Here is a 24,653-nt window from a genome sequence, read left to right on the forward strand (position 1 = left end):
GCGTGACGATGCACACCCTGTCCGTGCTCGTGGAGAACAAGCCGGGCGTGCTGGCCCGGGTGTCGGGGCTGTTCTCCCGGCGTGGCTTCAACATCGACAGCCTGGCGGTCGGCGAGACCGAGAACCCGGACGTCTCCCGGATCACCATCGTGGTCAACGCGGAGTCGTCCCCGCTGGAGCAGGTCACCAAGCAGCTCAACAAGCTGGTGAACGTACTCAAGATCGTCGAGTTGGACCCGCAGGTGTCGGTCGCCCGTGAGTTGCTGCTGGTCAAGGTCCGGGCGGATCGCAATGCCCGGGGGCAGGTGCTGGAGACGGTAGGCCTGTTCCGTGCCCGGGTGGTCGACGTCGCGCCGGACACGCTGACCATCGAGGCGACCGGTACCCCCGACAAGCTGGACGCGCTGTTGCGCGACCTCGAAGCCTTCGGCATCAAGGAGATGGTCCAGTCCGGCACGGTGGCGATCGGCCGTGGCTCGCGTTCCATCACCGCCGGTCCGGCACTCCGGGCCGCCTGATCCGCAACACAGACCACGACGGGCCGCCCCGGCCGCCGTACGAAAGGGATAACCATGAGCGTTGAGGTGTACTACGACGACGACGCCGACCTGAGGCCGATCCAGGATCGTAGGGTCGCGGTGATCGGATACGGCAGCCAGGGCCACGCCCACGCGCTGTCGCTTCGGGACTCGGGCGTGGACGTGGTGATCGGCCTACCCGAGGGCTCGAAGAGCCGGGCCAAGGCCGAGGAGCAGGGCCTGCGGGTCGTCACCCCCGCCGAGGCGGCGGCCGAGGCCGACGTGATCATGATCCTCGCCCCGGACACCGCGCAGCGCAGCCTCTACACCGAGTCGATCGCGCCGCACCTGACCGCGGGCAAGGCGCTGTTCTTCGGCCACGGCTTCAACATCCGGTACGGCCTCGTCACCCCGCCGGCCGAGGTGGACGTGGCGATGGTGGCCCCCAAGGGCCCGGGCCACCTGGTCCGCCGGCAGTACGTCGACGGCAAGGGCGTGCCCTGCCTGGTCGCCGTCGAGCAGGACGCCAGCGGTGGCGCGCTCGCGCTGGCCCTGTCATACGCCAAGGGCATCGGCGGCACCCGGGCGGGTGCTATCAGGACCTCCTTCAAGGAGGAGACGGAGACCGACCTCTTCGGTGAGCAGGCGGTGCTCTGCGGTGGCGCGGCCGCGCTGGTGCAGACCGGCTTCGAGGTGCTGACCGAGGCCGGGTACGCGCCCGAGGTGGCGTACTTCGAGTGCCTGCACGAGCTGAAGCTCATCGTCGACCTGATGTACGAGGGTGGCATCGCCAAAATGCGCTACAGCATCTCCGACACCGCCGAGTACGGCGACCTCTCCCGCGGTCCACGTGTCATCGACGGCCGGGTCAAAGAGGAGATGCGCAAGATCCTCGGCGAGATCCGATCCGGCGAGTTCGCCCGCGAGTGGGTGGCCGAGGACGAGGCGGGCCGTCCGAACTTCACCAAGTGGCGGGCCGAGGGGGCGGCGCACCCGATCGAGGAGACCGGTCGGAAGCTGCGCGGCATGATGAGCTGGGTGGAGCGCCCGATCACCGAGACCGCCTGACCACGTCCCCCCGAGACTCCGCTCTGGTCCGTTCACGGCCCGACGCTCTCCCTCCCCGGCGTCGGGCCGTGAACGGCGCGGAGGACTGGTCGCGGCCGCCATCGTCCGGGCGTGTGTCCGTGTCGTCCGGGCCTGTTTTCGTCCAACATTGTCCCGGTGGGACGCCTGGGCGGGTCGTACCGGAACACGGAGAGTCTCCGAACAGCGGTATTCCTGACCGGCATTTCCTGCCTCTCAGGAATACCGCTGGATTCCTCTGTCCGCCTCCGACGGTCGTCACGCGGAGCCGGGTCCGTCGGATCCCGCTCGAGCTCGTCCGCCTTCCGTGCCAGTCGATTCACGTCGTTGCTTCACGTCGTCGGGCCGGCCGGCCAGGGGTGGGTTCCGGCACATCGCGCTGAGTGGCCGGGAGTTCGAGCGGCACGGCTGCGCCTCTCGGCGTCTACCGCCGGCGGCGTCGCGAGGGGAGTCCCCAACGATCGTTAATCTGCGTGTCATGTGTCGTTTGTGAGGGCGCTCACCCCGCTCTCCGCGGCGCGCGGGCCGGCCCGCCCCCTACGATCCGAGGTAGGTGCGTAGCCGGCACCTGACGGCCATGGCCTGGATCAGGGTGGGGCGCAGCGTCGCCTCCCGCCGACCGGCCGACCGCTCTGACGACACCTACGAGGACCGATGAATCCTGTCGTACTGATCGCCGAAGAACTCGCTCCCGCCGCCATCGAGGTGCTCGCCCACGACTTCGACGTCCGTCACATCGACGGCACCGACCGTCCGGCCCTGCTCGCGGCGCTCTCCGAGGCCGACGCTGTCATCGTCCGTAGCGCGACCCAGATCGACGCCGAGGCGATCGCCGCCGCGCCGCGTTTGAAGGTCGTCGCCCGGGCCGGCGTCGGTCTGGACAACGTCGAGGTGTCGGCCGCCACGGCGCGGGGCGTCATGGTCGTCAACGCCCCCACCTCCAACATCGTTTCTGCCGCCGAGCAGGCCGTCGCGCTGTTGCTCGCGGTCGCCCGCAACACCGCCAGCGCCAGCGCGGCGCTCAAGGCGGGGGAGTGGAAGCGCTCGCGGTACACCGGCGTGGAGATCCAGGGCAAGACCGTCGGCGTGGTCGGCCTCGGTCGCATCGGTGTGCTCTTCGCACAGCGGATCGCCGCGTTCGGCACTCGACTGATCGCGTTCGACCCCTACATCCAGCCGGCCCGGGCGGCGCAGCTCGGTGTCCGCCTGGTCGGCTTGGAGGAGCTGCTCCGGGAGAGTGACTTCATCTCGATCCACCTACCGAAGACGCCGGAGACCGTGGGCCTGATCGGCGAGAAGGAGCTGGCGATCGTCAAGCCAGGTGTGCGGATCGTCAACGCCGCTCGGGGCGGGTTGGTCGACGAGCAGGCCCTCGCGGACGCCATCGCCGAGGGGCGGGTCGCCGGTGCCGGCGTCGACGTGTACGCCAAGGAGCCGTGCACCTCCTCGCCGCTGTTCGCGTTCGACAACGTGGTGGCCACCCCGCACCTCGGTGCCTCCACCGCCGAGGCGCAGGACAAGGCCGGCCTCGCCGTCGCCAAGAGCGTCAAGCTGGCGCTGCAGGGCGAGTTCGTGCCGGACGCGGTCAACGTGCAGGCGGGCGGCGTGGTCGCCGAGGACGTCCGGCCGTTGCTGCCGCTGGCCGAGAAGCTCGGCCGGGCGTTCACCGCGGTCGCTGGCGGGATCGCCGCCAGCGTCACCGTCGAGGCGCGCGGTGAGATTGTCAGCCACGACGTGTCGGTGCTCAAGCTCGCCGTGACAAAGGGGCTGTTCAGTTCCGTGGTCGAGGAGCAGGTCACCTACGTCAACGCGCCGCACCTGGCGGCCGAGCGGGGCGTCGAGGTGTCGCTCACGACCTCGGCCGAAACGTCCGACCACCCGGTGCTGGTCACCGTCCGCGGCGCGCTGCCCGACGGTCGTACGGTCAGCGTCTCCGGCACGGTCGCCGCCGCCGGTCCCCGCGACGTCATCAAGCTCACCGAGGTGGACGGCTTCGACGTCGAGATCGGCGCGGAGGGCATCCTGGTCTTCCTCCGCTACGCCGACCGTCCCGGAGTGGTCGGCACCGTCGGCACGCTGCTCGGCAAAGCTGGCATCAACATCGCCGCGATGCAGGTGGCCCGCCGGGAGGCCGGCGGCGAGACGCTGATGACGCTCACCATCGACCAGGCGCTCGGCGCCGACCTGCTCACCTCGGCGGCAGACTCGATCGGCGCGACCGCGGCCAGCGCCGCCGACCTGCGCGACGAGTGATCTGAGGGCACCACGAGGAAGGGCCCGGCGACGCCGGACCCTTCCTCACCCTCGCCCCGGGCACTCCCGCCACCCGGGCGCGCACTCACTCCCTGACGACGTGGTCTGGCCGGCCGGGTGGCGGGACGGGCACCGTCAGCGATTGGCGTGGGCGGGGGGCGGGTAGACCGAGCCGTCCTGGGCGTCGAACAGCATCAGACGGTGCTCGCCGGCCAGCCGCTCGATGTCCAGCAGCACCTGGTCCTCACAGGTCGGGTCCAGGTTCAGCTCAACATGGTCGCCGGCCGTGTGCAGCGGAGCCACCGCCCACGGCGTGTCGGCGCCAGCCGGCCGGTCCGGGTACGCGGCGGTGATCGCCTGGTAGAACCCCACGACCCGGGGGTCGGCTTGGCGGTCTTCGTGCTGTCCCTGCCGGCACCGCTGCACCGCTTCTCGCACGTCCTCGGGCGTCGCTCCGTCCATCAGGGCCCACACGCTCAGATCGAAACTCACGGCCCACAGGGTGCCATCCGTCGTTCATGCTGTCGAAATCGCCCCGCCGCAGGCCAGCCGCATTCCAGCAAGCTGGGTCCGTAGTGGAACCTCTTGCGTCGAGTTGCGTCGATTCGCTAGCGTACTCGTGCGGTTACTGATCGAGTGCGACGTCGGCCCGTCTTCGGGTGGCGAGGTCGACGTGCGACCCGGCGGGCCCGCACCCCTCGATTGCGCGAGCCACGCGCACTCGTCGCTGATCGGCCCTTACGGTCGTTGCCGAGACCGTGAGGGCCGATCGCGTGTCAGGTGCGCCCCTACGGTCAGTTCGCCGGCCGTGGCGTTCTCAGCGGTGGTGGACGAAGAGCGCGCGGTAGTCCGACCCGTCCTGGAACCATGCCAACCCGGCCGGACCGGCGGCGTAGAGCGCGGTGGCGTAGGCGTCGGCGACGGCGAGGTCCGGCCCGACGACCGTGGCGGCGACCAGTTGGTCGGCCGGCCCGCCGGTGTGCGGGTCCACCACGTGTCCCTGCCGGCCGGTCACCCCGGATGTGCCCACCGCGCCCGCCGTCATCTCCAGCACCAGCGGCGCCCGCCGCGGGGCGGTGGGGTGGTGCACCGCCACGCGCCACGGGCCGCCGTGCGCCGCGTGGCCGCGTACGACGAGGTCGGCGCCGTTGAGCACGGCGTAGTCGTGGATGCCAGCGGCGCGCAACCGGGCTGCGGCCCGTTCCACCGCCCACCCGCCGAGCAGCCCGCCCGGGTCGAAGCCGCCGGGCACGGCCCACGCGTCGAACCAGCCGTCGGTGGCCGCCCGCATCGCCGTGCAGCGGTCCACCAGATCGGCCAACGGTGGGTACGAGTCCGGGCTGATCTCGCCTCGGCGTAGCCGGGAGACCAGGCTTTCGGGTCGGGTCGGCCCGTAGGTGAGGTCGATCGCGCGTAGCTCCGCGACCACGTCCCCCAACGCCTCACCGACACCCCTGCGGCCGAGCCACTCCGGCGCGTTGAGCAACAGTGAGTAGTCGGCGGTGGCGGTGCGGACGGTGTGTTGGACGGCGATCCGGTCGCCGGGTGCCGCGCCCCCCGGGCCGATGCGGTGGTGCCGGGCACCGAGGCGCAGATCGGGGCGTGGTTGGAAGGCCGATGGGTCGACCCAGCGGGTCCGTGGCTGCTCGTCGATCCGCATTCCCTGTCTGCCTCCCCGGCCGACGGCGCCGCCTCATCGCGGTGCCGGTCGCGGGCCCCGTGACCCGCTGGCCATCAGGCTAGGCAGCGGAGATGACCGCACAATGAATGTCACCTGGAAGCCTTCTGTGCATCTCGTTTTCCCGGATCGTGGAAGATTTGTATCGGGGAGCGGGACTGCGGCGTACCGTCGGTGTGACAGCGAGGCGAGGGAGTTCAAGCGTGGCACGGATCGCGGTGGTGGCCGGGGACGGGATCGGCCCCGAGGTGGTCGCGCAGGCCCGCAAGGTTGTCGACGCGGTGCTTCCCGGTGCGCAGACCACCGAGTACGACCTCGGTGCCGCCCGCTACCACCGCACCGGCGAGGTCCTGCCCGACTCGGTGCTCGCCGAGCTGGCCGAGCACGACGCCATCCTGCTCGGCGCGGTCGGCGACCCGACCGTCCCGCCTGGCGTGCTGGAACGGGGACTGCTGCTCAAGCTGCGCTTCGCCTTCGACCAGTACGTCAACCTGCGGCCATCCCGGCTCTGGCCCGGCACTGCCGGCCCGCTCGGCGGCGTCAAACCCGGCGAGGTCGACCTGGTGGTGGTCCGCGAGGGCACCGAGGGCCTGTACGCGGGTGCCGGTGGGGCGCTGCACCGGGGCACACCCGCTGAGGTCGCCACCGAGGAGAGCCTCAACACCCGGCACGGCGTGGAGCGGGTGATCCGCGACGCGTTCGGCCGAGCGCGGCGCCGTGAGCGGCGCAAGGTCACCCTCGTGCACAAGACCAACGTGCTGACCCACGCCGGTTCGCTGTGGGCGCGTACCTTCGAGACGGTCGCCGCCGAACACCCCGACGTGGCGACGGAGTACCAGCACGTCGACGCCGCCGCGATGTTTCTGGTCACCCAACCCCAGCGGTACGACGTGGTGGTCACCGACAACCTCTTCGGCGACATCCTCACCGACATCGCCGCCGCGGTCACCGGTGGCATCGGGCTCGCGGCCAGCGGCAGCATCAACCCCGAGAGCGCGTACCCGTCGATGTTCGAGCCGGTGCACGGTTCCGCGCCGGACATCGCCGGTCGCGGCGTTGCCGACCCGGTGGCGGCGGTGCTCTCCGCCGGGCTCCTGCTCGACCAGCTCGGCCACGCCGAGGCGGCGGCCCGGATCGTCACCGCCATCGGCGCGGAGCTGACCGGGCGGAGGCCCGGCGTGCCGGTACGCACCGAGGAGGTCGGCGACCGGCTGGCCGCGCACGCGGCCGGCTGAGCCTGTCAGGTCGCCGGTCCCGGCAACCGGCCGCCACGGCCGATCCCCGTCAGTGGCCCCGACCGGTCGGCCCCGTGACCAGGGGCGGTGCTGGCGTCGCCCGCCGAACGGAGCCGACGTACCCGACGGCGCTACCCGCTGAACGACCGTTCGGGGTAAGTTGCTCGCACAGCTCTCTCGGCATGCGGACCCGTGTGCCGTCCATTGCCTAGGAAGGTCAGCGCGATGAGCGGTGGTGACAAGCTCGACTTCGAGATCCGTCCGAATCCCGCGCCGGTATCCGCCGCCGATCGGGCAGCCCTGCTGGCCAACCCCGGCTTCGGGCGCGTCTTCACCGACCACATGGTCACCATTCGTTACGCCGACGGCAAGGGCTGGTACGACGCCCGGGTCGAGGCGCGGGCGCCGATCCCGATGGATCCGGCCGCCGCGGTCCTGCACTATGCGCAGGAGATCTTCGAGGGGATGAAGGCGTACCGCGGCGCCGACGGCGGCGTGACGATGTTCCGCCCGTACGCCAACGCCGCCCGGTTCGTCGCGTCCGGCCGGCGGCTGGCGATGCCTGCGCTGCCGGAGGAGACCTTCGTCGACTCCCTGCACCGGCTCATCAAGATTGACCGTGAGTGGATCCCGGAGGGCGAGGACGGCAGCCTCTACCTGCGGCCGTTCATGTTCGCCAGCGAGGTGTTCCTCGGGGTCCGTCCCGCCAACGAGTACCTGTACGCGGTGATCGCGTCCCCGGTCGGGGCATACTTTTCCGGAGGCGTCAAGCCGGTGACCGTCTGGGTTTCCCCGGACTACACCCGTGCGGCCCCAGGTGGTACCGGCGCGGCGAAGTGCGGCGGTAACTACGCCGCCTCGCTGGTCGCGCAGGCGGAGGCGATCTCGCACGGCTGCGACCAGGTCGTCTTCCTCGACGCCGTGGAGCGCCGGTTCGTCGACGAGCTGGGCGGCATGAACGTGTTCTTCGTGTACGACGACGACACGGTGGTCACCCCGCCGCTGACCGGCACCATTCTGCCCGGCATCACCCGGGAGTCGGTGCTCACCCTGGCTGCTGATGCCGGGCACCGGGTGGAGGAGCGGCCGGTCACGTTCGCCGACTGGCAGGCCGATGCGGCGACCGGCCGGCTGCGCGAGGTCTTCGCCTGCGGCACCGCTGCCGTCGTCACCCCGATCGGCGCGGTGCGCTCATCCGACGGCGAGTTCCTCGTCGGCGGTGGCGAACCGGGCCGGGTCACGATGGCCCTGCGCCAGCAACTGGTCGACCTCCAGCGGGGCAAAGCCGCGGACCCGCACAACTGGGTCCATCGGGTGCTCTGATGCACGGCGGGCCCGCTGTTCCACGGCAGGCGTGGGACAGCGCGCCCCGCTCGCCCGTCGCGGTCCCGCCCGGCACCGCTTCTGGCTACTCCAGCAGGTGATCGCGCAGCGCGCTGAGCTGTGCGTCCGTGACACCGGAGTGGCGCAGGTAGCCCTCGACCGAGCCGTAGGCCGTGCGCAGTTCGGCGAGGAACAGGAGCATGGCTTCCTCGGGGCAGGTGAGTGGCGGTAAGCCGGGCCGCATCTGCTTCCCGGTCGACGCGAACCACGCCATGAAGCGTTCGCCGGCCTCGGTGCTCAGGGCGTAGTCGGCGGCGATGTCGGTGTCGGAGACGCCCAGCACGGCGAGGGTGAGGCCGCAGACGATGCCGGTGCGGTCCTTGCCGGCGACGCAGTGCACCACCACCGGCGCGTTGGCTGAGTCGGCGATCAGCCCGAGCGCCGTACCCAGCCCGGCGGTGCCGGTGGTGGCCAGGTCGGCGTACCGGTCGGCGAGGTAGCGGGCCAGGTCGGTGTCGGACTGGTAGGGGTCGTCGCTCCACTCGGCGTGCTCAGGGTGGACGTGCCGCCAGGTCAGACCGTTTAGGTCGGGGATCCGGCCGTCGCGCTCCACCTCGTACGGGCGGCGCAGGTCGAGCACCGTCCGCACCCCGAGGGCGGCGAACGTCTCCCGGTCGGGCCCGTCCAGGCGGTGCGGTGAGTCGGAGCGGAAGAGCCGACCCCGGCGGACGGTGCGGCCGTCGTGGCCGGCCGGCCCACCGACGTCGCGGAAGTTGAACAGGGTCGAGAAACGGGTGACCTCGATGGCGTCCACCCTGACACCGTAGCGGCCGGTGGGGCGATGCCCCACCGGCCGTCGACGAGACCGCCGCTACCTGACGGTTCCTGCGGTGCCCGGCGGGATGGCCGAGTACGTGTCGCCGTAGTAGCCACCGAGCTTGTCCCGGTAGGCCGGGTCGGTGTCGGCGGTCTCGTCGAACTCGGGCGCGGCCTTGATCTGGTCCTTGTTCCGGTCGACGAAGACCTTCCGTTCGCCGTGGTCGACGTGGTTGACGGTGCCGGCAGGGATCATGACCTTCTTGCCGAAGACCCATGGACCGGTGTCCACCACGAGGTAGCTGGAGTTGACCTCGTGGCTGGCCTGGTCCACCTTGCCGATGCTGCCGTCACTCGCCTCGACCTTGTAGCCCACCAGGTCCGCGCCGGTCACCCCGGCGTCGTCCCGGTAGCGCCATGGGTCGAAGGTGCCGCCGGACGCGCCGCCCGGGAAGGTGTCCTGCCCACCGGCGACGAGCGGGTCCGGTGTCCCGTGGGTCGGCTGAGGGTCGAGCCGCTCCATGGCGTTTCATCTCCTCTTCGACTGGTCGGGGGTTGGTGCCTGTCCACCCCATGTCCTACCCCGTGTCGAGATCGCTACACCTGTCCGCACCGCCGGTCCTCCACCACCGTCCCGATATGTGGGTTACTCCTCCCAAAACTGGCGTGGGGTGGCAGAGTGTCGACCGTGACCAGCACCTCCCTGATTATCGACACCTAGCGCGCCGGCCCCCTCCGCCGAGCGCGCAGACCTCCCGCATCCCGCGGGGGGTCTTTTTGTTGGTTGAGAAAGGACCCTCCCATGACGTTCCAGGTCTATGACACGACCTTGCGCGACGGCGCGCAGCGCGAGGGGCTCAGCTACTCGGTGGTCGACAAGCTCGCGGTGGCCCGGCTGCTCGACGAGTTCGGCGTCGGCTTCATCGAGGGCGGCTGGCCGGGCGCGGTGCCGAAGGACACCGAGTTCTTCGAGCGGGCGCGCGCCGAACTCGACCTGAGACACGCGGTGCTGGTCGCGTTCGGCGCCACTCGCCGCGCCGGGGTGGGGGTCGCAGACGACCCGCAGGTACGCGGCCTGCTCGACGCCCAGACGCCGGCGATCGCCCTGGTAGCCAAGGCCGACCTGCGGCACGTACAGCGGGCCCTGCGCACCACCGCCGGCGAGAACCTCGAGATGATCCACGACACCGTGGCTCACCTGGTGGCCCAGGGGCGGCGGGTGTTCGTTGACGGTGAGCACTTCTTCGACGGCTTCCGGTACGACCCGGCGTACACCGCGGCGGTCGTGGAGACCGCGCTTGCCGCCGGCGCCGAGCGGTTCGTGCTCTGCGACACCAACGGCGGCATGCTTCCCTCCCACGTCACCACCGCGATCGCCGACCTCACCCACCGGCTCAACGTGGCCCCCGAACGACTCGGCATCCACTGCCAGAACGACACCGCCTGCGCGGTGGCCAACACCATCGCCGCCGTTGAGGCGGGCGTGCGGCACGTCCAGGGCACCGCCAACGGATACGGGGAGCGTCCCGGCAACGCGGATCTCTTCGCCGTCGTGGCGAACCTTCAGCTCAAGCTCGGGCTGCCGGTCCTACCGGAGGGCTGCCTGGGGCAGATGGTGCGGGTCTCCCACGCCATCGCCGAGATCGCCAACATCGCCCCCGACACCCACCAGGCCTACGTCGGGGCCGCAGCCTTCGCCCACAAGGCCGGGCTGCACGCGAGCGCGATCAAGGTGGATCCGCTGCTCTACAACCACGTGGACCCACCGGTGGTGGGCAACGACATGCGGATCCTCGTCACCGAGATGGCCGGCCGGGCCAGCGTCGAGCTCAAGAGCCGAGAGCTTGGCCTGGATCTGGCCGGCCATCCGGAGACCCTGACCAGGGTCACCAAGCGGGTCAAGGAGCTGGAGGCCGGCGGCTGGTCATTCGAGGCCGCGGACGCCTCCTTCGAGCTGTTGGTCCGCTCCGAGCTGTCGGACGCGGCACCGGCGCGGCCGTTCGCGTTGGAGTCGTACCGGGTCCTGGTCGAGCACCGGGAGGACGGCGCGGTGGTCTCCGAGGCTACAGTCAAGATCAGGGTACGCGGGGAGCGTGTCATCGCCACGGCGGAGGGGAACGGCCCGGTCAACGCGCTCGACGAGGCGCTGCGGGTCGGCCTGGCACGGCACTACCCGGAGCTGCGCACCTTCGAGCTGGCCGACTACAAGGTACGGATCCTGGAGGGCAGCCACGGCACCGGTGCGGTGACCCGGGTGCTGGTGAAGACGTCCGACGGCGCCAACCGCGACTGGACCACGGTGGGGGTGCACCCCAACGTCGTGGAGGCGAGCTGGCACGCGCTCGTCGACGCCCTGACGTACGGGCTGGATCGGACGTGGGCGTGAGCTGCGTTGGGGCACCTCCCTCCTACCCCGCTGGTAGGAGGGAGGTGCTACCCCGCTGGTAGGCGGAGGTGGGCGAGCACCGCACGATGGTCGCTGCCGCGGACCGGATACACGGAGACGGCGCGGACGGCTATCCGCCGGTCCACCAGCACGTGGTCGATGGTTACCGGCGGGATCGGGTCACCGTCGTACGGACCCCACGTACCCGTGAGCCCGGCCCCGGCCCCGGCCGCGTCGGCCGCGTCCACGTAGCCCGTGGCCAGCAGGGCGCGCAGCGGGGCGTGGTCCAAAGTGGCGTTGAAATCTCCGGCGAGGATGCCCAGCGGCCCGTCCGGGGCCGCGGGTGGTTGCGCCGCCAGGTCCGTGTGCCAGGCGTCGACCTGGTCCAGCGCGTACGGGGCGGCGGGGTGCGCCGACTCGACCCGGACCGGCGGTGCGCCGGGCACCGCGAGGGTCCCGTATGCCTGGTCGAAGCCCCAACCGCCGCGATTGTGCCGGACGCCGCCCGCGCTGATCGGAAATCGCGCGTACAGGCCGGAGCCGAGGGTCCCCTCCGTCGGGTGCAGTTCCCGGTGCGGCAGCAGCTGGTCGAGGCCCAGCCGGTCCAGCTCCGCCCCGATCTCCGGCGTGAACTCCTGCACGGCGAGCACGTCCACCGACTGCCGGCGGACCAGGTCGACCAGCGCCCGCGGATCGGCGGTGCCGGCCAGCAGGTTGGCGGTCAGCAGCCGGACCGCCGGGCCGTCGGCGGCGGGCGGGGTCGAGCCGACCGCCCGGGGCGCCACCACGGTCACCAGCGCGACGGTCGTCACCGCCGCGACCACCGCGGGCCAGCGCCGCCGTAGCGCGAGCGCCAGCACCAGGGGCAGCACGCTCACCGCCGCGACGTACGGGGTGAAGGCCAGCAGCTGCACGAACGGCCCCCGGTCCAGGCCGAGTAGGCGCACCGATGCCCAGCCGGCGCCCGGCACGACGGTCAGCCAGCAGGCCACGGTCACGACCCGCGCCGTGCCGTCCCCACCTGTCCCACGCACGCCAGCAGTCTAGTCCGGACCCGAGCGAACCTCCGGCCCCGGTGACCGCCAGGGAACGGGCGGCGGCGAAGGCCGCTCTCGCCGAGGGCGACGTCGGTGCCCTGGCGGTCCACGCGCTGTTGGCGGGGTCGAGCGTCTGTCGGGTCGTCCACGAGTTCGTCGGACCCGCTCCAGACGGCCTGGGCGGGTTGTCCCGCTCCGGCGGGTCATCGGGCGGAATCGGCCTGCTCGGGGCGGTAATTCCGACGTTTGTGCGGTGGCCGGCACGGGAAGCAAGCACCGTGACGGACATCTCGGACACCCTGGCCAGCGTGCCCACCCCGGTCGATCCCGACGCGACCGGCACCGAGCTGCAGCAGACCCTCGCCGAGGTCAGGCACGTGATCGTCGGACAGGACCTGCTCGTCGAGCGCCTGCTCACCGCACTCCTCGCCGACGGCCACTGCCTGTTGGAGGGAGTGCCTGGCGTCGCCAAGACGCTCGCCGCGCAGACGCTCGCCACGGTGGTCGGCGGCAGTTTCTCCCGCATCCAGTTCACCCCCGACCTGGTCCCGTCGGACATCGTCGGCACCCGCATCTACCGGGCGTCCCGGGAGACCTTCGACATCGAGCTAGGTCCGATCATGGCCAACCTGGTGCTCGCCGACGAGATCAACCGGGCTCCGGCGAAGGTGCAGTCCGCGCTGTTGGAGGCCATGGCCGAGCGGCAGGTCTCCATCGGTGGGCGGAGCTGGGACGTCCCGGCGCCGTTCCTGGTGCTGGCCACCCAGAACCCGATCGAGTCGGAGGGCGTCTACCAACTGCCCGAGGCGCAGCGTGACCGGTTCCTGATGAAGGTCGTCGTCGACTACCCGACCGACGCTGATGAGCTGGCGATCCTCTACCGGATGAGCACCGACCGGCCCACGCCCCGCCGGGTGCTGGACCCGCAGCGGTTGCTCGACCTCCAGGGCCGCGCGGCCCGGGTCTTCGTGCACCACGCCCTCGCCGAGTATGTGGTGCGGCTCATCCTCGCCACCCGCGATCCCGGCCGGTTCGGGTTGCCCGACGTCGCCCCGCAGCTCGCCTACGGCGCGAGCCCGCGCGCCACGCTCGGCCTGGTCGCCGCAGCCCGGGGTTTGGCGCTGCTGCGCGGACGGGAGTACGTGCTCCCCGAGGACATCCGCGAACTGGCGGTGGAGGTGCTGGCCCACCGGCTGGTCCTGTCCTTCGACGCGGTCGCCGACGGGGTGTCGGCCGAGTCGGTGGTGAGGCGGCTGGTCGACGCCGTACCACCGCCCCGCGTCGCCTCCGGCCAGCCGGACCAGGCACCGGGATCCAACGGCGACAGGAGCGAGCGGGGCAAGCGAATAACCGGGCGTGTTGTGGGCTCTCCTGCCGGCGTCGACCCGAGGCCGGCGGCGACATGAAGTGGTGGGGACGCGGCGCGGCGACCGTACCCGCGGCTCCCGGACTGGCCGACCTCGCCGGGGACCGGCGCCTGCGACGGCTGGAGCTGGCGGTGACCCGGCGGCTGGACGGACTGCTGCACGGGCAGCACCAGGGGCTGCTGCCCGGACCGGGCAGCGAGCCGGCCGGCAGCCGGGAATACCGCCCGGGCGAGGACGAGGTCCGTCGGATGGACTGGGCGGTCACCGCCCGGACGGCGGTGCCACACGTCCGCGAGGTCGACGCCGATCGGGAACTGACCACGTGGCTGTTGGTCGACGCCAGCGCCAGCATGGAGTACGGGACGGCCGAGCTGGACAAGCGTGAACTCTCCGTGGCCGCCGTCGCGGCGGTCGGCTTCCTCACCGCCGGCGCCGGCAACCGTCTCGGTGCGCAGGTGCTCACCCCGACCGGACTGCGTCGCTTCCCGCCGGGCACCGGGCGTACCCACCTGTTGGGGCTGCTCCGGGCATTGCTCGCGGCGCCGCGCTCCGGTGGGTACGACGAGGACACCGCCCCGCTCGCGTCGCCCGACCTGGCCGAGGCGCTGGCGGCCGTGCACCGGGTCGCCACCCGGCGTGGACTGGTGGTGGTGGTCTCGGACTTCCTCGACGGCCTGCCCGACGATCCGACGCGGGTGGCGCCCTGGGAGCGGACCCTGCGCCGGCTCGCCGTCCGGCACCAGGTCCTCGCCGTGGAGGTGACCGATCCGCGGGAGTGGGAGTTGCCGGATGTCGGCCTGGTCACCCTGGTGGACCCGGAAAGCGGGCGGCGGCGGGAGATCTGGACCGGCGACCCGCGGCTGCGCGAGCGGTACGCGGACGCCGCGGCTGCCCAGCGTGACCAGGTTCGCCAGGCGCTGCGTCGCGGCGGAGCGGCGCACCTGCCGCTGCGGACCGATCGGGACTGGACCACAGACATCGTCCGTCACGTGCACCGGCAGCGCCGGCTGGCCACCGTGCCGCCTGGGCTGGCCCGGGGAGGTGCGGCGTGACCTGGCTCTCACCCACCCGCCTCTGGCTGCTGGTCGGTGTGCTCGCGCTGGCCGCCGGCTACGTCCTGGTGCAGCGCCGCCGCAGCCGGTATGCGGTGCGCTTCACCAACCTGCGGCTGCTCGACCGGGTCGCCCCGCAGCGGCCGGCGTGGCGACGGCACGTCCCGGCCGGGTTGTTCCTCGCCATGCTGGCGCTGCTGGTGGTCGGCTTCGCCCGGCCGACGGCGGAGGTGCGGGTGCCTCGGGAACGGGCCACGGTGATGGTGGCGGTGGACGTCTCCACGTCGATGCTCGCCAGGGATGTGGAACCGGACCGGCTGACCGCCGCGAAGGAATCGGCCCGACGGTTCGTCGACGGCCTGCCCGACGAGTTCAACGTCGGTCTGGTCGCGTTCGCCGGTAGCGCGGCGGTGCTGGTGCCGCCGGGCGTCGACCGGGAGGCACTGCACGACGGCATCGACCGGCTGGTCGAGGGGGCGACCGGGGTGCAGGGCACCGCGATCGGGGAGGCGATCAACACGTCGCTCGGCGCCGTGAAGGCGCTGGACGGTGCGGCGGCGAAGGATCCGCCGCCGGCTCGGATCGTCCTGCTCTCCGACGGAGCCAACACCTCGGGGCTGGATCCGATGGAGGCGGCGGTCGACGCGGTGGCGATGAAGGTGCCGGTGCACACCATTGCCTTCGGTACCCCTACCGGATACGTGGAACGGGGCGGCCGGCCAATCCAGGTGCCGGTGGACGGGCAGACCCTCGACGCGGTCGCCCATGAGACCGGCGGCCGGTTCCACGAGGCGGGCAGCGCCAAGCAGCTGCGCGCGGTCTACGACGACATCGGCAGTTCGGTGGGTTACCGCACCGAGCGGCAGGACGTCTCGGCCCGGTTCATCGGCCTCGGCCTGGTCTTCGCGCTGGGCGCGGCGGCGGGCTCGATGCGTTGGTTCTCCCGCCTGCCCTGACCCGGCCACCGGTGTGCGGGGCCGGTCACGGTGGGGCCCATCGACACGTGAGGAGCGTACGCATGGCAGTGCAGACCGGGCTGGGTGAGCCGCGCGGCCCCTGGTTCGTCTCGCCGGAGCTGGACCCGGATGGGCGGGGCCGATGGGAGGTACCCGGGTCCGGCCGGGCCGGGGCGGGGCGCCGCAGGCGCGGCCGGTTGCTGGCCGGTTTGGCGGTGGTCGCCCTTTCCAGCGCTTCCGGCGCGCTCGCCGGCGGTCTCGTCGCGAGCCGGGACGGCGCACCCGGCTCGGCGGCCTCGGCGGCACCGGTGCCCGCCGAACTGGTGACGGCCGCGGAGAAGACCGTCCCCGGGGTGGTGTCGGTGCTGGTGGACGGGACGAGAGGCGCCGCCGCGACCGGCTCCGGGTTCGCGGTCGACGATCAGCAGCACATCATCACCAACGACCACATTCTGGCGAAGGGCCAGAGCGGGCCGGTGACGGTGGAACTGCCGGATGGGCGACGGTTCGCCGCGGAGGTGGTCGGCCGCGAGCCGCGCAGCGACCTTGCGGTGCTGCGGGTCCCGCAGTCGGCGGGCCTGTCGGCGCTCCCGCTGGCGAAGCCGGGCTCGACCCGGGTCGGCGAGCCGGTCCTCGCCGTCGGTTCGCCCCTGGGGCTCCCCGGTACGGTCACGGCGGGCATCGTGAGCGCGCTGGACCGGCAGGTGCGCCTTGGCGACAACCGGCACACGGCCGTCCAGACCGACGCGTCGATCAACCCCGGCAACTCGGGCGGCCCGCTGGTGAATGCCCGGGGCGAGGTCGTCGGCGTGAATACGGCGATCGCCACGATCGACGGCAACGGCTCGATCGGCATCGGCTTCGCCATCCCGATCGAGCAGGTCCAGCAGACCGCCGACACCATCATCGGCAAGGGGGGTTGAGCGCGCACGGGCTGCGGTGGGGTCTGCCGTCACGGACCGTGCGCCACCGGGGATGTGGACGTCACGCATCACCGAAGGGTGAGGTTTCTGCTGGCTCCGATGGTCACGTCCGGTGGGGCCGGCGTCGGCGGTGGTCGCGTGCGGCGGGCCCGCGCGAGCGGCTACTCGGGGCGCCCGGGCCGGAGACCGCGCGTGCGCGGCGGGGGGAGCGGCGCTAGCCTCAGGGCATGGACGGTGGGCTGCGGGTCACCGACCGGTGGGTCGTCCCCGACGCCGAACTGCGGGAACGGTTCTCCCGGTCGTCCGGCCCCGGAGGTCAGGGGGTCAACACCACGGACTCGCGGGTGGAGCTGAGCTTCGACGTCGCCGCCTCGCCGGGGATTCCGGACACGCTGCGGGCGCGGGCACTAGGGCGTCTCGCCGGACGGCTCGTCGACGGGGTGCTGACCGTGACCGCCAGCGAGCACCGGGCCCAGCTCGCCAACCGCGAGACGGCCCGGGACCGGATGGTCGTGCTGTTGCGGGAGGCGGTCGCTCCGCCGCCGAAGCCCCGCCGCCCGACTCGACCGTCCCGCGCTGCAAAGGAGCGCCGCCTGGCCGAGAAGAAGCGGCAGTCCCAGCGCAAGCGGGACCGCCGGGTCGACGGCGACTGACCGGCGGCGACCGACCGGGTAAGTGGGACCGACTCCGGGCCCGGGATCCGCGGTGTCGGTCGCGCCGCGGCCGCGGCCCCAGAGCGGTTCACATGCCGCCGTACGGGCGGCTGGGACGGGTGCCCCGGGCCACCTCGACACCGACCAGGTACAGGCCGGCGCCGACCAGCGCGGCGAGTGCCGGTAGCGGCGGCAGCTTGAGGGCCAGCGGCGTCAGCGCCGCCACCACGAGCGCGAGGATCACTCGGCGCCGCCGCACGCCACCGGTGACCCGCCACCAGAACGTCTCCCCCGCGATCAGGAAGAGGAGTACCCCGCCGAAGAGCGCGACGTGTGCCACCCGGGAGAGTGGGGGGCTGGTCACGAAGAACGGCTGCGCGCCGAGCGCCCCCATGGTCTTGTGCAACCCGAGCGAGAGGAGCACGATCCCGGCCATCATCGGCAGGTGCAGGTAGCCGTACGCGTCCCGAGCCAGCGTCGTACGCGCCGGCCCGTGTCGCGCCTCCAGCGTCCGCTCGGCGACCGTGGCGTCGTATCCGAAGTAGAGCCACCACACGATACCCAGCAGCGCCGTGCCGAGCACGACCGCGACGATGATCTTGATGGAGATGGGGGAGTAGACGATCGCGGCGCCGATCGCGATCACCGCTTCGCCGAGGCCGATGATGATGATCAGGCTGAACCGGTCCGCCCAGTGCCGGGCGGACCAGATCCGCCAGCGGTGGGAGCCGACCAGCAGGGCGCCGCCGAGGTCGATCGCGATCGCCGCCACCCACAACGCCACCCGCAGCGGCGAGAGCAGCCGGATGTCACCGACCGGGTGCGGCACGAAAACCGCCGCCGCGAGTAGGGCCAACGCCACCAGCGTGGGCGCCGCCGCGAAGGTCACGTTGGCCCGCCGGTCCAGCTCCCCCCGGCGATGGGTGGCCACCCAGAAGGCCCCGAGGTGGAGCAGCCGGATTATCGCGTAGCAGGTCACGAAGACCGCTGGCCCGGACAACCCGCCGGCGGCGTCCGCGAAGGCCTGCGGGACGGTGATGCCGATGACCGCGGTCACCGCGACCACCGTCACCATCACGGCCCGCACCACGGCCGACTCCGAGCGCACCACGCCGGCCAGCCAGACGTACGCGACCCAGGCCGCCCAGAGCACCGCGAGTACCAGTAGCCCGCGCAGCAGACCGGACCGGGTGGGGTCATCGGCCATCAGGGCGGACACCTGGAGAAAGGCATAGACGAAAACCAGGTCGAGGAAAAGCTCCTTCGGGGTGACGCCGCTGCCCTTCTCGCCCAGCGCGCCGACGTGGGCGTGTAGCTGCCGGTGCTTGTGCCGGAACACGGTGGCGTCGGAAAGCGCCATCGTGCCCACCGCGGCCACCAGCGCGGTGAGCTGCGCCAGCACCGGGAGCCCGACCACGAGGGGCAGCAAGCCGACCGTCAGGGCGACGCCGAGCAGGGGGGAACGGCCGATCAGGCGCAGCGTCCGTACCTCGAAGGCGACGAGCCCAACCAGGTACAGCGCCACCCCGCCGTAGAGCACCAGCGGGCCGAGGACCGTCGGGTCCGACGGGATCCGCAACTGTGCCAGGGCATGCTTGAGCCCCAGGGAGACCATGATCAGCCCGGCCATCATCGGCAGGTGCAGGTAGCTGTACGCGTCCCGACCCAGCCGGGTCCGCCGCTCGCCGGACACCCGCTCCAGCGCCTGTTCCGCCGCGAACCGGGCGATGTCGAAGTACGTCCACCAGAGCAGACCGATCAGCAGCACGCTCACCAGTACCCCGGCGATCACCGGCCAGGTCAGCGGCTGGGCGACCCCGGCGCCCTGGCTCAGCCCCACCGAAATGATCGTCTCGCCGAACCCGATCAGGATGATCAGGCTGTGCCGCTCGGCCCAGTACGGGATCGACCGCAGTCGCCAGGCGCCGACCCCGGCGGCGTACACGCCGCCGTACTCGATGACGATGGCGAGCACGAGGAGCCCGAAGCGGGTCCAGCCGCGCAACGTCCGGTCGTCGGGGAGCCCCGGCAGCAGAGCGGCGGCCAGCACCAGGATCATCCCGGCGACGGCGGGCAGCCATATCTGTCGGAATTGCTGGCGCATCTGGGGCTGGCGGCGCAGCGCCAGCGCACCGACGAGCAACGGGCCGCCGCGGGCGACGACGTACCCCACGGCGAAGACCAGCGGTCCGGGCAGCCCGCCGATCCGGTCCTCGAACGCCTCGCCCACCGTCAGCGCCATCACGTACAACGTCGCGGCCAGGCCGAAGGTCACCGTTGGCAGCACACCCCGGTTCAGTCGGACGGCGTTGCCCAGCCACGCGTACTGCACCCAGCACCACCAGAGCAGCACCAGCAGCAACAGGCCCCGTGGCACTCCGGCGAGGTTGAACTGCTCGGCGGTGACGCCGGTGACGTTGAGGAACGCGTAGACGAAGACCAGGTCCAGAAAGAGCTCCAGCCGGGTGACGCCGTCCGCCCGGCCGGCCAGGTGGATGCGCCCGAACTGCGCGACAGGCCCCGGATTCCTCACCCGATCACTGTGTCAACCGGACCGCCGCTTCCGGTCCGGTTCGGGCTACTTCGGCAGGGCGTCGAGCAGTCGGGCGCGCAGTAGCGCGGCCCGCTCGGCGAAGTCGCGCTGGGCGGTCGCGTACTCCGCCCGCCCCTCCGGGATCTCCACCGGCACCGGCGGATATCCAAGCGCCGTCAGGTCGTACGGGCTGGCCCGCATGTCCAGGGTGCGGATCTCCCGGGCCAGCGCGAACGCGTCCGCGACCAGCTCGCTCGGCACCAGCGGGGACAGCTTGTACGCCCACTTGTAGAGACATGTTGGCGTGCAGGCAGCCGGGTTGTTCCAGGTCGTGCTGGCTCTCCCGGCTCGGGGTGAGCACGTTCAGCGGCCGGGCCGGGACGGTGAAGAAGCGGTACGCGTCGAAGTGACTGCACCGCACGCCCCGCTCCTCGACGACGGCTGCGGTGCGCTCCGCGCTCAGCCGCAGCGGCCAGGCGTTGTGCCGCACCTCCGCCCGGGTCTGCCGGTAGACCATCGCCCACTCGTGCAACCCGAAGCATCCGAACTGCGGCGGCCGGCCGGCCGTGGCGGCGAGCAGGCTCCGAATCCAGGCGATCGACCCGGCGCGCCGGCTGCGTACCGCCTCGGTGCCGAGGGTGAGTCCGGTGCCGTCGGCGCGGTACTCCCGCCCGAAGTCGGCCGGCTTGGCGTCGCGCAGCATCACCCCGGCGCCCGGGTGCCAACGACGCAGCTGGGCCGGGCGGTGCGAGTAGTAGGTGAAGAGGAAGTCCTCCACCGGGTGCCGTTCGTTGCGCCGCCGGCGGGCCAGGTGCGGGGCCAGCCAGGCGTCGACCCGCTCCTCGTGCGCCCGGCGCCGATCCCGCCAATCCGCCGCGTCGCGCACGGTGGTCGGGGCGGAGGCGGCGGGCACGCAACCAGGGTACGGCCGCCGGTCGCGCCGCAGTCAGGGCAGGTCGACCCGCACCCCCGCGGAGAACACCCCGCTGCGCAGCTCCAGCTGGGTCGGTGGCTCCCGGCCGTGAACCGTGAACACCAGCGGAAGCACCATCCGGCTGCCGGCCGCCATCGGCTTGGCGAACACGTCCCGCCCCTGGTTCGCCCGCCGGGTCGCCTGCTCGTCGGTGCTGACGAAGTTGCCGTCGGCGAGGTACGCGCGCTGGAGCCGACCGTGCCAGGTCTGCTGTTCCGGGGTGAGGTTGCGTACGCCGACCGTGGCCGCGCACTGTCGTGCCCCACGGCCGGGCTCGCACGCGACGCGGTAGACGGTGAACTCGAACGCCGCCTCGCGCAGCGGGTCGCCGACCCCGCCGTAGGCCCCGGTCCCCTTCCAGGCCCCGCTGGTTGGCCGGCTGTCGGTGTCGACGTCGGGGACCGTTCGGGTCGCCGTCCAGGCCGCCGTGCCGACGGTGCCGGTCAGCACCACCGCGGCCACCGGGACGAGCAGCCAGGTGGACGGTTTCCGCTTCCGGGCCACCGCGCCGGGTGTCGCGGGCCGCGGGTACACGGTCCCTGGGCCGTCGTCGGAGAGGGCCACGGCGCGCGGGCGGCGCCGGCGCCGCCATGTCCAGAGCCCGCCAACGGCGAGGACGGCGACACCGCCGAGGCCGGCCAGCAGCGCCGTCGGGTGCCGCCACGCCGGCGGCTTCTCCGCCTCCTGCCCGGTGACGGGTACCGCCCGCCAGGTGGCCGTCGCGCAGTCGTACGGGCGGCTGCCGTCAACGGCGAAGGCGCAGGCGGGTGCGGTCAGAGACCGGCCCGGGGTGGCGGTGACCGCGGTGCCCAGGGTGGTGGTGCTCCGGGCGGGCAGCCGCAGCCGCCAGGTCACCTCGGTCACATCATTGCCGGCGGTCCGGACGGCCCGGCCACCGTCGGTGATCGAGGTCGGTGCGGTGCCCGGGGGAAGTTCCTGGCGGACGGTGGTGGAGACGGGTCGGTTGCCGTCGTTGCGGACCTGGATGCGGTACCGCGGCGCGGGCGTGCTCTCCGATGCCACCCGTAGCGTGACCGGCGGTTTCGGCGGTGGGACCGCCGCCCGGGTCGGGGTCGGCACGGCCGGCGGGGCGGACGGCCGGCCTGGCACGGCGGTCGCCGTGGCCGCCGCCGGCTCGGCGGCCGGGGGGTGTGTGGGCGCCGGCTGCCGAGCCGTGAACGGTCGCGTGCCGGCCTGCGGGGCCGGTGGTTGCGTGGCCGTGGGTTGTCGCGCGGTGGCCGGGTCGGGCGCCGCCGTTGGCAGCGCCGGGACGGCGGCGAGGATGCCGAGGCAGTGGACGAATACTGCGAGGGCCTTGTGGTGTCGTGTCGATGCAGGCATACGAACGAACCTCCGGACCCGACGCTAGGGGCGGGGCACGCCGTGCGGGTACGAAGCAGCGAAGTCGGCACCGTCGGCCCGGTCGTGGCGTATGGTGCGCGGTTGCGGGGTGGGTGGCACGGCGTCCGGCCGGCGGCCCGGGCTGCCGGCCCAGGCTAGATTGGCCACGTGCGTATCGCTCGTTTCGCTCATGCCAAGGGAATGTCGTTCGGAGTCGTCGAGGGGGAGTCGGAGGCGGGGCCGCAGGGGCTGACCGTCGCCGAGATCGACGGGCACCCGTTCGGCCGGATCAGTTTCACCGGTGCCCGGTGGGCCCTGTCGGACCTGCGCCTGCTCTCGCCGATCCTGCCGAGCAAGGTGGTCTGCGTCGGCCGCAACTACGCCGAGCACGCCGCGGAGCAGGGCAGCGAGGTGCCGAAGGAGCCGCTGCTCTTCCTCAAACCGTCCACCTCGGTGATCGGGCCCCGGGACGCGATCCGGTTGCCGGTCTTCGCCAAGCAGGTTGAGCACGAGGCCGAGCTGGCGGTGGTGATCGGCGCCCCCGGCGCCCGCCGCGCCGACCGGGCCGCCGCCGAGCGGGCCATCTTCGGCTACACCTGCGCGAACGACGTGACTGCCCGGGACCTCCAGCGCGCCGACGGGCAGTGGACCCGGGCCAAGGGGTTCGACTCGTTCTGCCCGATCGGTCCCTGGATCACCACCGGTCTCGACGCGACCGACCTGGAGATCCGCTGTGAGGTGGGCCGCAGCCCGGACGAGATGGAGGTCCGCCAGCTCGGCCGCACCCGGGACATGGTGTTCGACGCGCCGGCCCTGGTGTCGTACGTCTCGCACGTGATGACACTGCTGCCCGGTGACGTCATCCTGACCGGTACGCCGGCCGGGGTTAGTCCCATCGAGGACGGGGATACGGTCACCGTGCGGATCGAAGGGATCGGTGAGCTGACCAACCCGGTCGGGTCCGTCTCCTGATCCCAGATCGTGTCCCGTTCTCCCAGCTCGTGGGCGGTTTGCGGGGCTCGATTTGGCCCGCTGGCGGCGGGAGGGTAGAGTTTGTCCCCGGCGCCGCAAGGGGCCTGTGGGGTATGGGGTAATTGGCAGCCCGACTGATTCTGGTTCAGTTAGTCTAGGTTCGAGTCCTGGTACCCCAGCGCAGTCGCGATTCAGTATGAATCGCGGTCGCTGGATTCTGGCGGAGGTTCTCTCCTCTGGTGGAGTTCGGCTTCCCGCTCGCGAGGGTGGGAGTAGCAGGTCCTGGCCCCGTCGTCTAGCGGCCCAGGACGCCGCCCTCTCAAGGCGGTAGCGCCGGTTCGAATCCGGTCGGGGCTACAGAAGCGGCTACAGCCCGTCCCATAGCATGGGGCGGGCTTCGTCGTTGTCCCGCGGGGCGCGGTGCGACCGCGTCCCGCGCTCCGACTCGTTGCCAGGTCGGATGGCTCGCTGCCCGGGTCGGTGTCGGTCCCGGTTTGTCGGGGCGGCGACCCCCGGCGTGGCGCTGTCGACCGATGCCGCTAGACTACGTCCGCGCCGCCCGATCGGGTGGTGAAGCAGGAAAGTTCCTGGCCCCGTCGTCTAGCGGCCCAGGACGCCGCCCTCTCAAGGCGGTAGCGCCGGTTCGAATCCGGTCGGGGCTACCCATCCCGACAGGCCCGCCTCACAGACCGTGAGGCGGGCCTGTCGCTCTTGCCGACGCTGCCCGCCGGCCGGCCCAACGCGGGACCGAGCGTGCGCTTCGGGTCGTCGCCGGAGCTGGACGATGAACTCCGGATCACCTGGCCGGGGTGGGTCGGGGGATCGGGTGGGTCATAGGCCGGAGAGACGCTGGCCGGCGCGGACGACAGCCATGGCGTGGCGTTCGCCGGGGCGGCGGCCGAGGCGTTCGATCGGGCCGGAGATGCTGACTGCGGCGATCACCCGGCCGGTGCGGTCGCGGATCGGCGCGGAGACGCTCGCCACCCCGGCCTCTCGTTCCGCCACGCTCTGCGCCCAGCTGCGCCGGCGGACCTCCGCCAGGGTGCGGCCGGTGAACTTGGCGCGGGGCAGCAGCGGCATGACCGCCTCCGGCGGCTCCCAGGCGAGTAGGATCTGCGCTGCTGAGCCGGCCGTCATCGGCAGCACCGAGCCGACCGGCACGGTGTCGCGCAGGCCGCTGGACCGCTCGGCGGCGGCCACGCAGATGCGCTCGTCGGCGCGGCGTAGATAGAGTTGCGCACTCTCGCCAGTCGCGTCGCGCAGTGCGGCGAGCAGTGGTTCCGCGGCGGTCAGGAGCACGTCGGGCGCCGCGTTGGCCAGCTCGCCCAGGCGTGGGCCGGGACGCCACCGCCCCTGCGTGTCGCGCACCAGCATTCGGTGGATCTCCAGTGCCTGCGCCAACCGGTGCGCGGTTGCCCGGGGCAGCTTCGTGCGTTCAACGAGTTCGGCCAGGCTGGCGCCGTCGATGCAGGCGGCCAGGATGACCACCGCCTTGTCGAGAACGCCGACACCGCTCATACTGTGTCCCACAAGACGAAACTTACCTCCCAG

General features: G+C 72.2%; 20 protein-coding genes, 3 tRNA genes and 1 pseudogene. 15 read left to right on the top strand and 9 right to left on the bottom strand.

Features of this window, described 5'->3' with window-relative positions; all coding sequences use genetic code 11:
- The first annotated feature begins 2 nt into the window (after positions 1 to 2).
- From ilvN to serA, 3 genes are all read left to right on the top strand, one after another.
- The gene (gene ilvN / locus QTQ03_RS26025) at positions 3 to 518 is read left to right on the top strand and encodes an acetolactate synthase small subunit (RefSeq protein WP_289280354.1); all 516 of its coding nucleotides are present in this window, start codon (positions 3 to 5) and stop codon (positions 516 to 518) included.
- A gap of 54 nt (positions 519 to 572) precedes the next feature.
- On the top strand, positions 573 to 1,586 hold the full coding sequence (gene ilvC, locus QTQ03_RS26030; protein ID WP_289280355.1) for a ketol-acid reductoisomerase: 1,014 nt from the start codon (positions 573 to 575) through the stop codon (positions 1,584 to 1,586).
- A gap of 672 nt (positions 1,587 to 2,258) precedes the next feature.
- Positions 2,259 to 3,857 carry a phosphoglycerate dehydrogenase gene (serA, locus tag QTQ03_RS26035; RefSeq protein WP_289280356.1) on the top strand — a complete coding sequence of 533 codons (1,599 nt, stop codon included), beginning with the start codon at positions 2,259 to 2,261 and terminating at the stop codon, positions 3,855 to 3,857.
- 135 nt (positions 3,858 to 3,992) lie between these two features.
- Here the strand turns inward: serA and QTQ03_RS26040 are convergent, their stop codons facing one another.
- Both QTQ03_RS26040 and QTQ03_RS26045 read right to left on the bottom strand, forming a co-directional pair.
- A complete protein-coding gene (locus tag QTQ03_RS26040) occupies positions 3,993 to 4,349 on the bottom strand; it encodes a hypothetical protein (protein ID WP_289280357.1) in 357 nt (118 codons plus the stop codon).
- 325 nt (positions 4,350 to 4,674) lie between these two features.
- The gene (locus QTQ03_RS26045) at positions 4,675 to 5,517 is read right to left on the bottom strand and encodes an FAD:protein FMN transferase (protein WP_289280358.1); all 843 of its coding nucleotides are present in this window, start codon (positions 5,515 to 5,517) and stop codon (positions 4,675 to 4,677) included.
- 221 nt (positions 5,518 to 5,738) lie between these two features.
- On the opposite strand from QTQ03_RS26045, the gene QTQ03_RS26050 reads away from it, so the two are divergent.
- Both QTQ03_RS26050 and QTQ03_RS26055 read left to right on the top strand, forming a co-directional pair.
- Positions 5,739 to 6,770 carry a 3-isopropylmalate dehydrogenase gene (locus QTQ03_RS26050; protein WP_289280359.1) on the top strand — a complete coding sequence of 344 codons (1,032 nt, stop codon included), beginning with the start codon at positions 5,739 to 5,741 and terminating at the stop codon, positions 6,768 to 6,770.
- A 225-nt stretch (positions 6,771 to 6,995) separates the two neighbouring features.
- A complete protein-coding gene (locus tag QTQ03_RS26055) occupies positions 6,996 to 8,093 on the top strand; it encodes a branched-chain amino acid aminotransferase (protein WP_289280360.1) in 1,098 nt (365 codons plus the stop codon).
- An 85-nt stretch (positions 8,094 to 8,178) separates the two neighbouring features.
- Here the strand turns inward: QTQ03_RS26055 and QTQ03_RS26060 are convergent, their stop codons facing one another.
- Positions 8,179 to 8,907, bottom strand: a complete 729-nt coding sequence (locus tag QTQ03_RS26060) for a tyrosine-protein phosphatase (protein WP_289280361.1) — start codon at positions 8,905 to 8,907, stop codon at positions 8,179 to 8,181.
- A gap of 57 nt (positions 8,908 to 8,964) precedes the next feature.
- Complete coding sequence (locus QTQ03_RS26065; protein ID WP_289280362.1) at positions 8,965 to 9,432, bottom strand: PRC-barrel domain-containing protein; 468 nt, start codon at positions 9,430 to 9,432, stop codon at positions 8,965 to 8,967.
- A 279-nt stretch (positions 9,433 to 9,711) separates the two neighbouring features.
- On the opposite strand from QTQ03_RS26065, the gene cimA reads away from it, so the two are divergent.
- Positions 9,712 to 11,295, top strand: coding sequence for a citramalate synthase (cimA, locus tag QTQ03_RS26070; protein WP_289280363.1), 1,584 nt, complete (start codon positions 9,712 to 9,714; stop codon positions 11,293 to 11,295).
- Between the two features lie 47 nt (positions 11,296 to 11,342).
- Here the strand turns inward: cimA and QTQ03_RS26075 are convergent, their stop codons facing one another.
- Positions 11,343 to 12,287, bottom strand: a complete 945-nt coding sequence (locus QTQ03_RS26075; RefSeq protein ID WP_289280991.1) for an endonuclease/exonuclease/phosphatase family protein — start codon at positions 12,285 to 12,287, stop codon at positions 11,343 to 11,345.
- A 260-nt stretch (positions 12,288 to 12,547) separates the two neighbouring features.
- Between QTQ03_RS26075 and QTQ03_RS26080 the strand changes: the two genes are divergently transcribed.
- The 5 genes from QTQ03_RS26080 to arfB all read left to right on the top strand — a co-directional run bounded on the left by QTQ03_RS26080 (position 12,548) and on the right by arfB (position 17,283).
- Entirely contained in the window at positions 12,548 to 13,738 is a 1,191-nt protein-coding gene (locus tag QTQ03_RS26080; RefSeq protein WP_353890651.1) for an AAA family ATPase, read from the top strand.
- A complete protein-coding gene (locus QTQ03_RS26085) occupies positions 13,735 to 14,751 on the top strand; it encodes a DUF58 domain-containing protein (protein WP_289280364.1) in 1,017 nt (338 codons plus the stop codon). The genes QTQ03_RS26080 and QTQ03_RS26085 overlap by 4 nt, the downstream gene beginning before the upstream one ends.
- Positions 14,748 to 15,707: a VWA domain-containing protein gene (locus tag QTQ03_RS26090; RefSeq protein WP_289280365.1), complete on the top strand. Its 960-nt coding sequence runs from the start codon at positions 14,748 to 14,750 to the stop codon at positions 15,705 to 15,707. Before QTQ03_RS26085 ends, QTQ03_RS26090 begins: the two co-directional genes overlap by 4 nt.
- A 62-nt stretch (positions 15,708 to 15,769) precedes the next feature.
- A complete protein-coding gene (locus QTQ03_RS26095; RefSeq protein WP_289280366.1) occupies positions 15,770 to 16,630 on the top strand; it encodes a S1C family serine protease in 861 nt (286 codons plus the stop codon).
- Between the two features lie 227 nt (positions 16,631 to 16,857).
- A complete protein-coding gene (gene arfB, locus QTQ03_RS26100) occupies positions 16,858 to 17,283 on the top strand; it encodes an alternative ribosome rescue aminoacyl-tRNA hydrolase ArfB (RefSeq protein WP_289280367.1) in 426 nt (141 codons plus the stop codon).
- Between the two features lie 88 nt (positions 17,284 to 17,371).
- Here arfB and QTQ03_RS26105 read toward each other — a convergent pair whose 3' ends face one another.
- From QTQ03_RS26105 to QTQ03_RS26115, 3 genes and pseudogenes are all read right to left on the bottom strand, one after another.
- The gene (locus QTQ03_RS26105; protein WP_289280368.1) at positions 17,372 to 19,816 is read right to left on the bottom strand and encodes a low temperature requirement protein A; all 2,445 of its coding nucleotides are present in this window, start codon (positions 19,814 to 19,816) and stop codon (positions 17,372 to 17,374) included.
- A 45-nt stretch (positions 19,817 to 19,861) separates the two neighbouring features.
- Positions 19,862 to 20,729, bottom strand: a pseudogene (locus QTQ03_RS26110) (3-methyladenine DNA glycosylase).
- Between the two features lie 33 nt (positions 20,730 to 20,762).
- A complete protein-coding gene (locus tag QTQ03_RS26115; RefSeq protein WP_289280369.1) occupies positions 20,763 to 22,130 on the bottom strand; it encodes a hypothetical protein in 1,368 nt (455 codons plus the stop codon).
- Between the two features lie 168 nt (positions 22,131 to 22,298).
- Here QTQ03_RS26115 and QTQ03_RS26120 point away from each other — a divergent pair, with 168 nt between their 5' ends.
- The 4 genes from QTQ03_RS26120 (at position 22,299) to QTQ03_RS26135 (ending at position 23,764) form a co-directional block, all read left to right on the top strand.
- Positions 22,299 to 23,102 (top strand): fumarylacetoacetate hydrolase family protein, encoded by an 804-nt coding sequence (locus QTQ03_RS26120; protein ID WP_289280370.1) that lies wholly within the window; start codon positions 22,299 to 22,301, stop codon positions 23,100 to 23,102.
- A 107-nt stretch (positions 23,103 to 23,209) separates the two neighbouring features.
- Positions 23,210 to 23,281: transfer RNA gene (locus QTQ03_RS26125), tRNA-Gln, on the top strand.
- Between the two features lie 105 nt (positions 23,282 to 23,386).
- Positions 23,387 to 23,459 (top strand) — tRNA-Glu (locus QTQ03_RS26130).
- Between the two features lie 232 nt (positions 23,460 to 23,691).
- A tRNA-Glu gene (locus QTQ03_RS26135) sits at positions 23,692 to 23,764 on the top strand.
- Positions 23,765 to 23,933: 169 nt separating this feature from the next.
- Here QTQ03_RS26135 and QTQ03_RS26140 read toward each other — a convergent pair.
- Entirely contained in the window at positions 23,934 to 24,620 is a 687-nt protein-coding gene (locus tag QTQ03_RS26140) for an IclR family transcriptional regulator (protein ID WP_289280371.1), read from the bottom strand.
- Between the last annotated feature and the right edge of the window lie 33 nt (positions 24,621 to 24,653).

It is taken from the genome of Micromonospora sp. WMMA1363, assembly GCF_030345795.1.
Taxonomy (GTDB): domain Bacteria; phylum Actinomycetota; class Actinomycetes; order Mycobacteriales; family Micromonosporaceae; genus Micromonospora.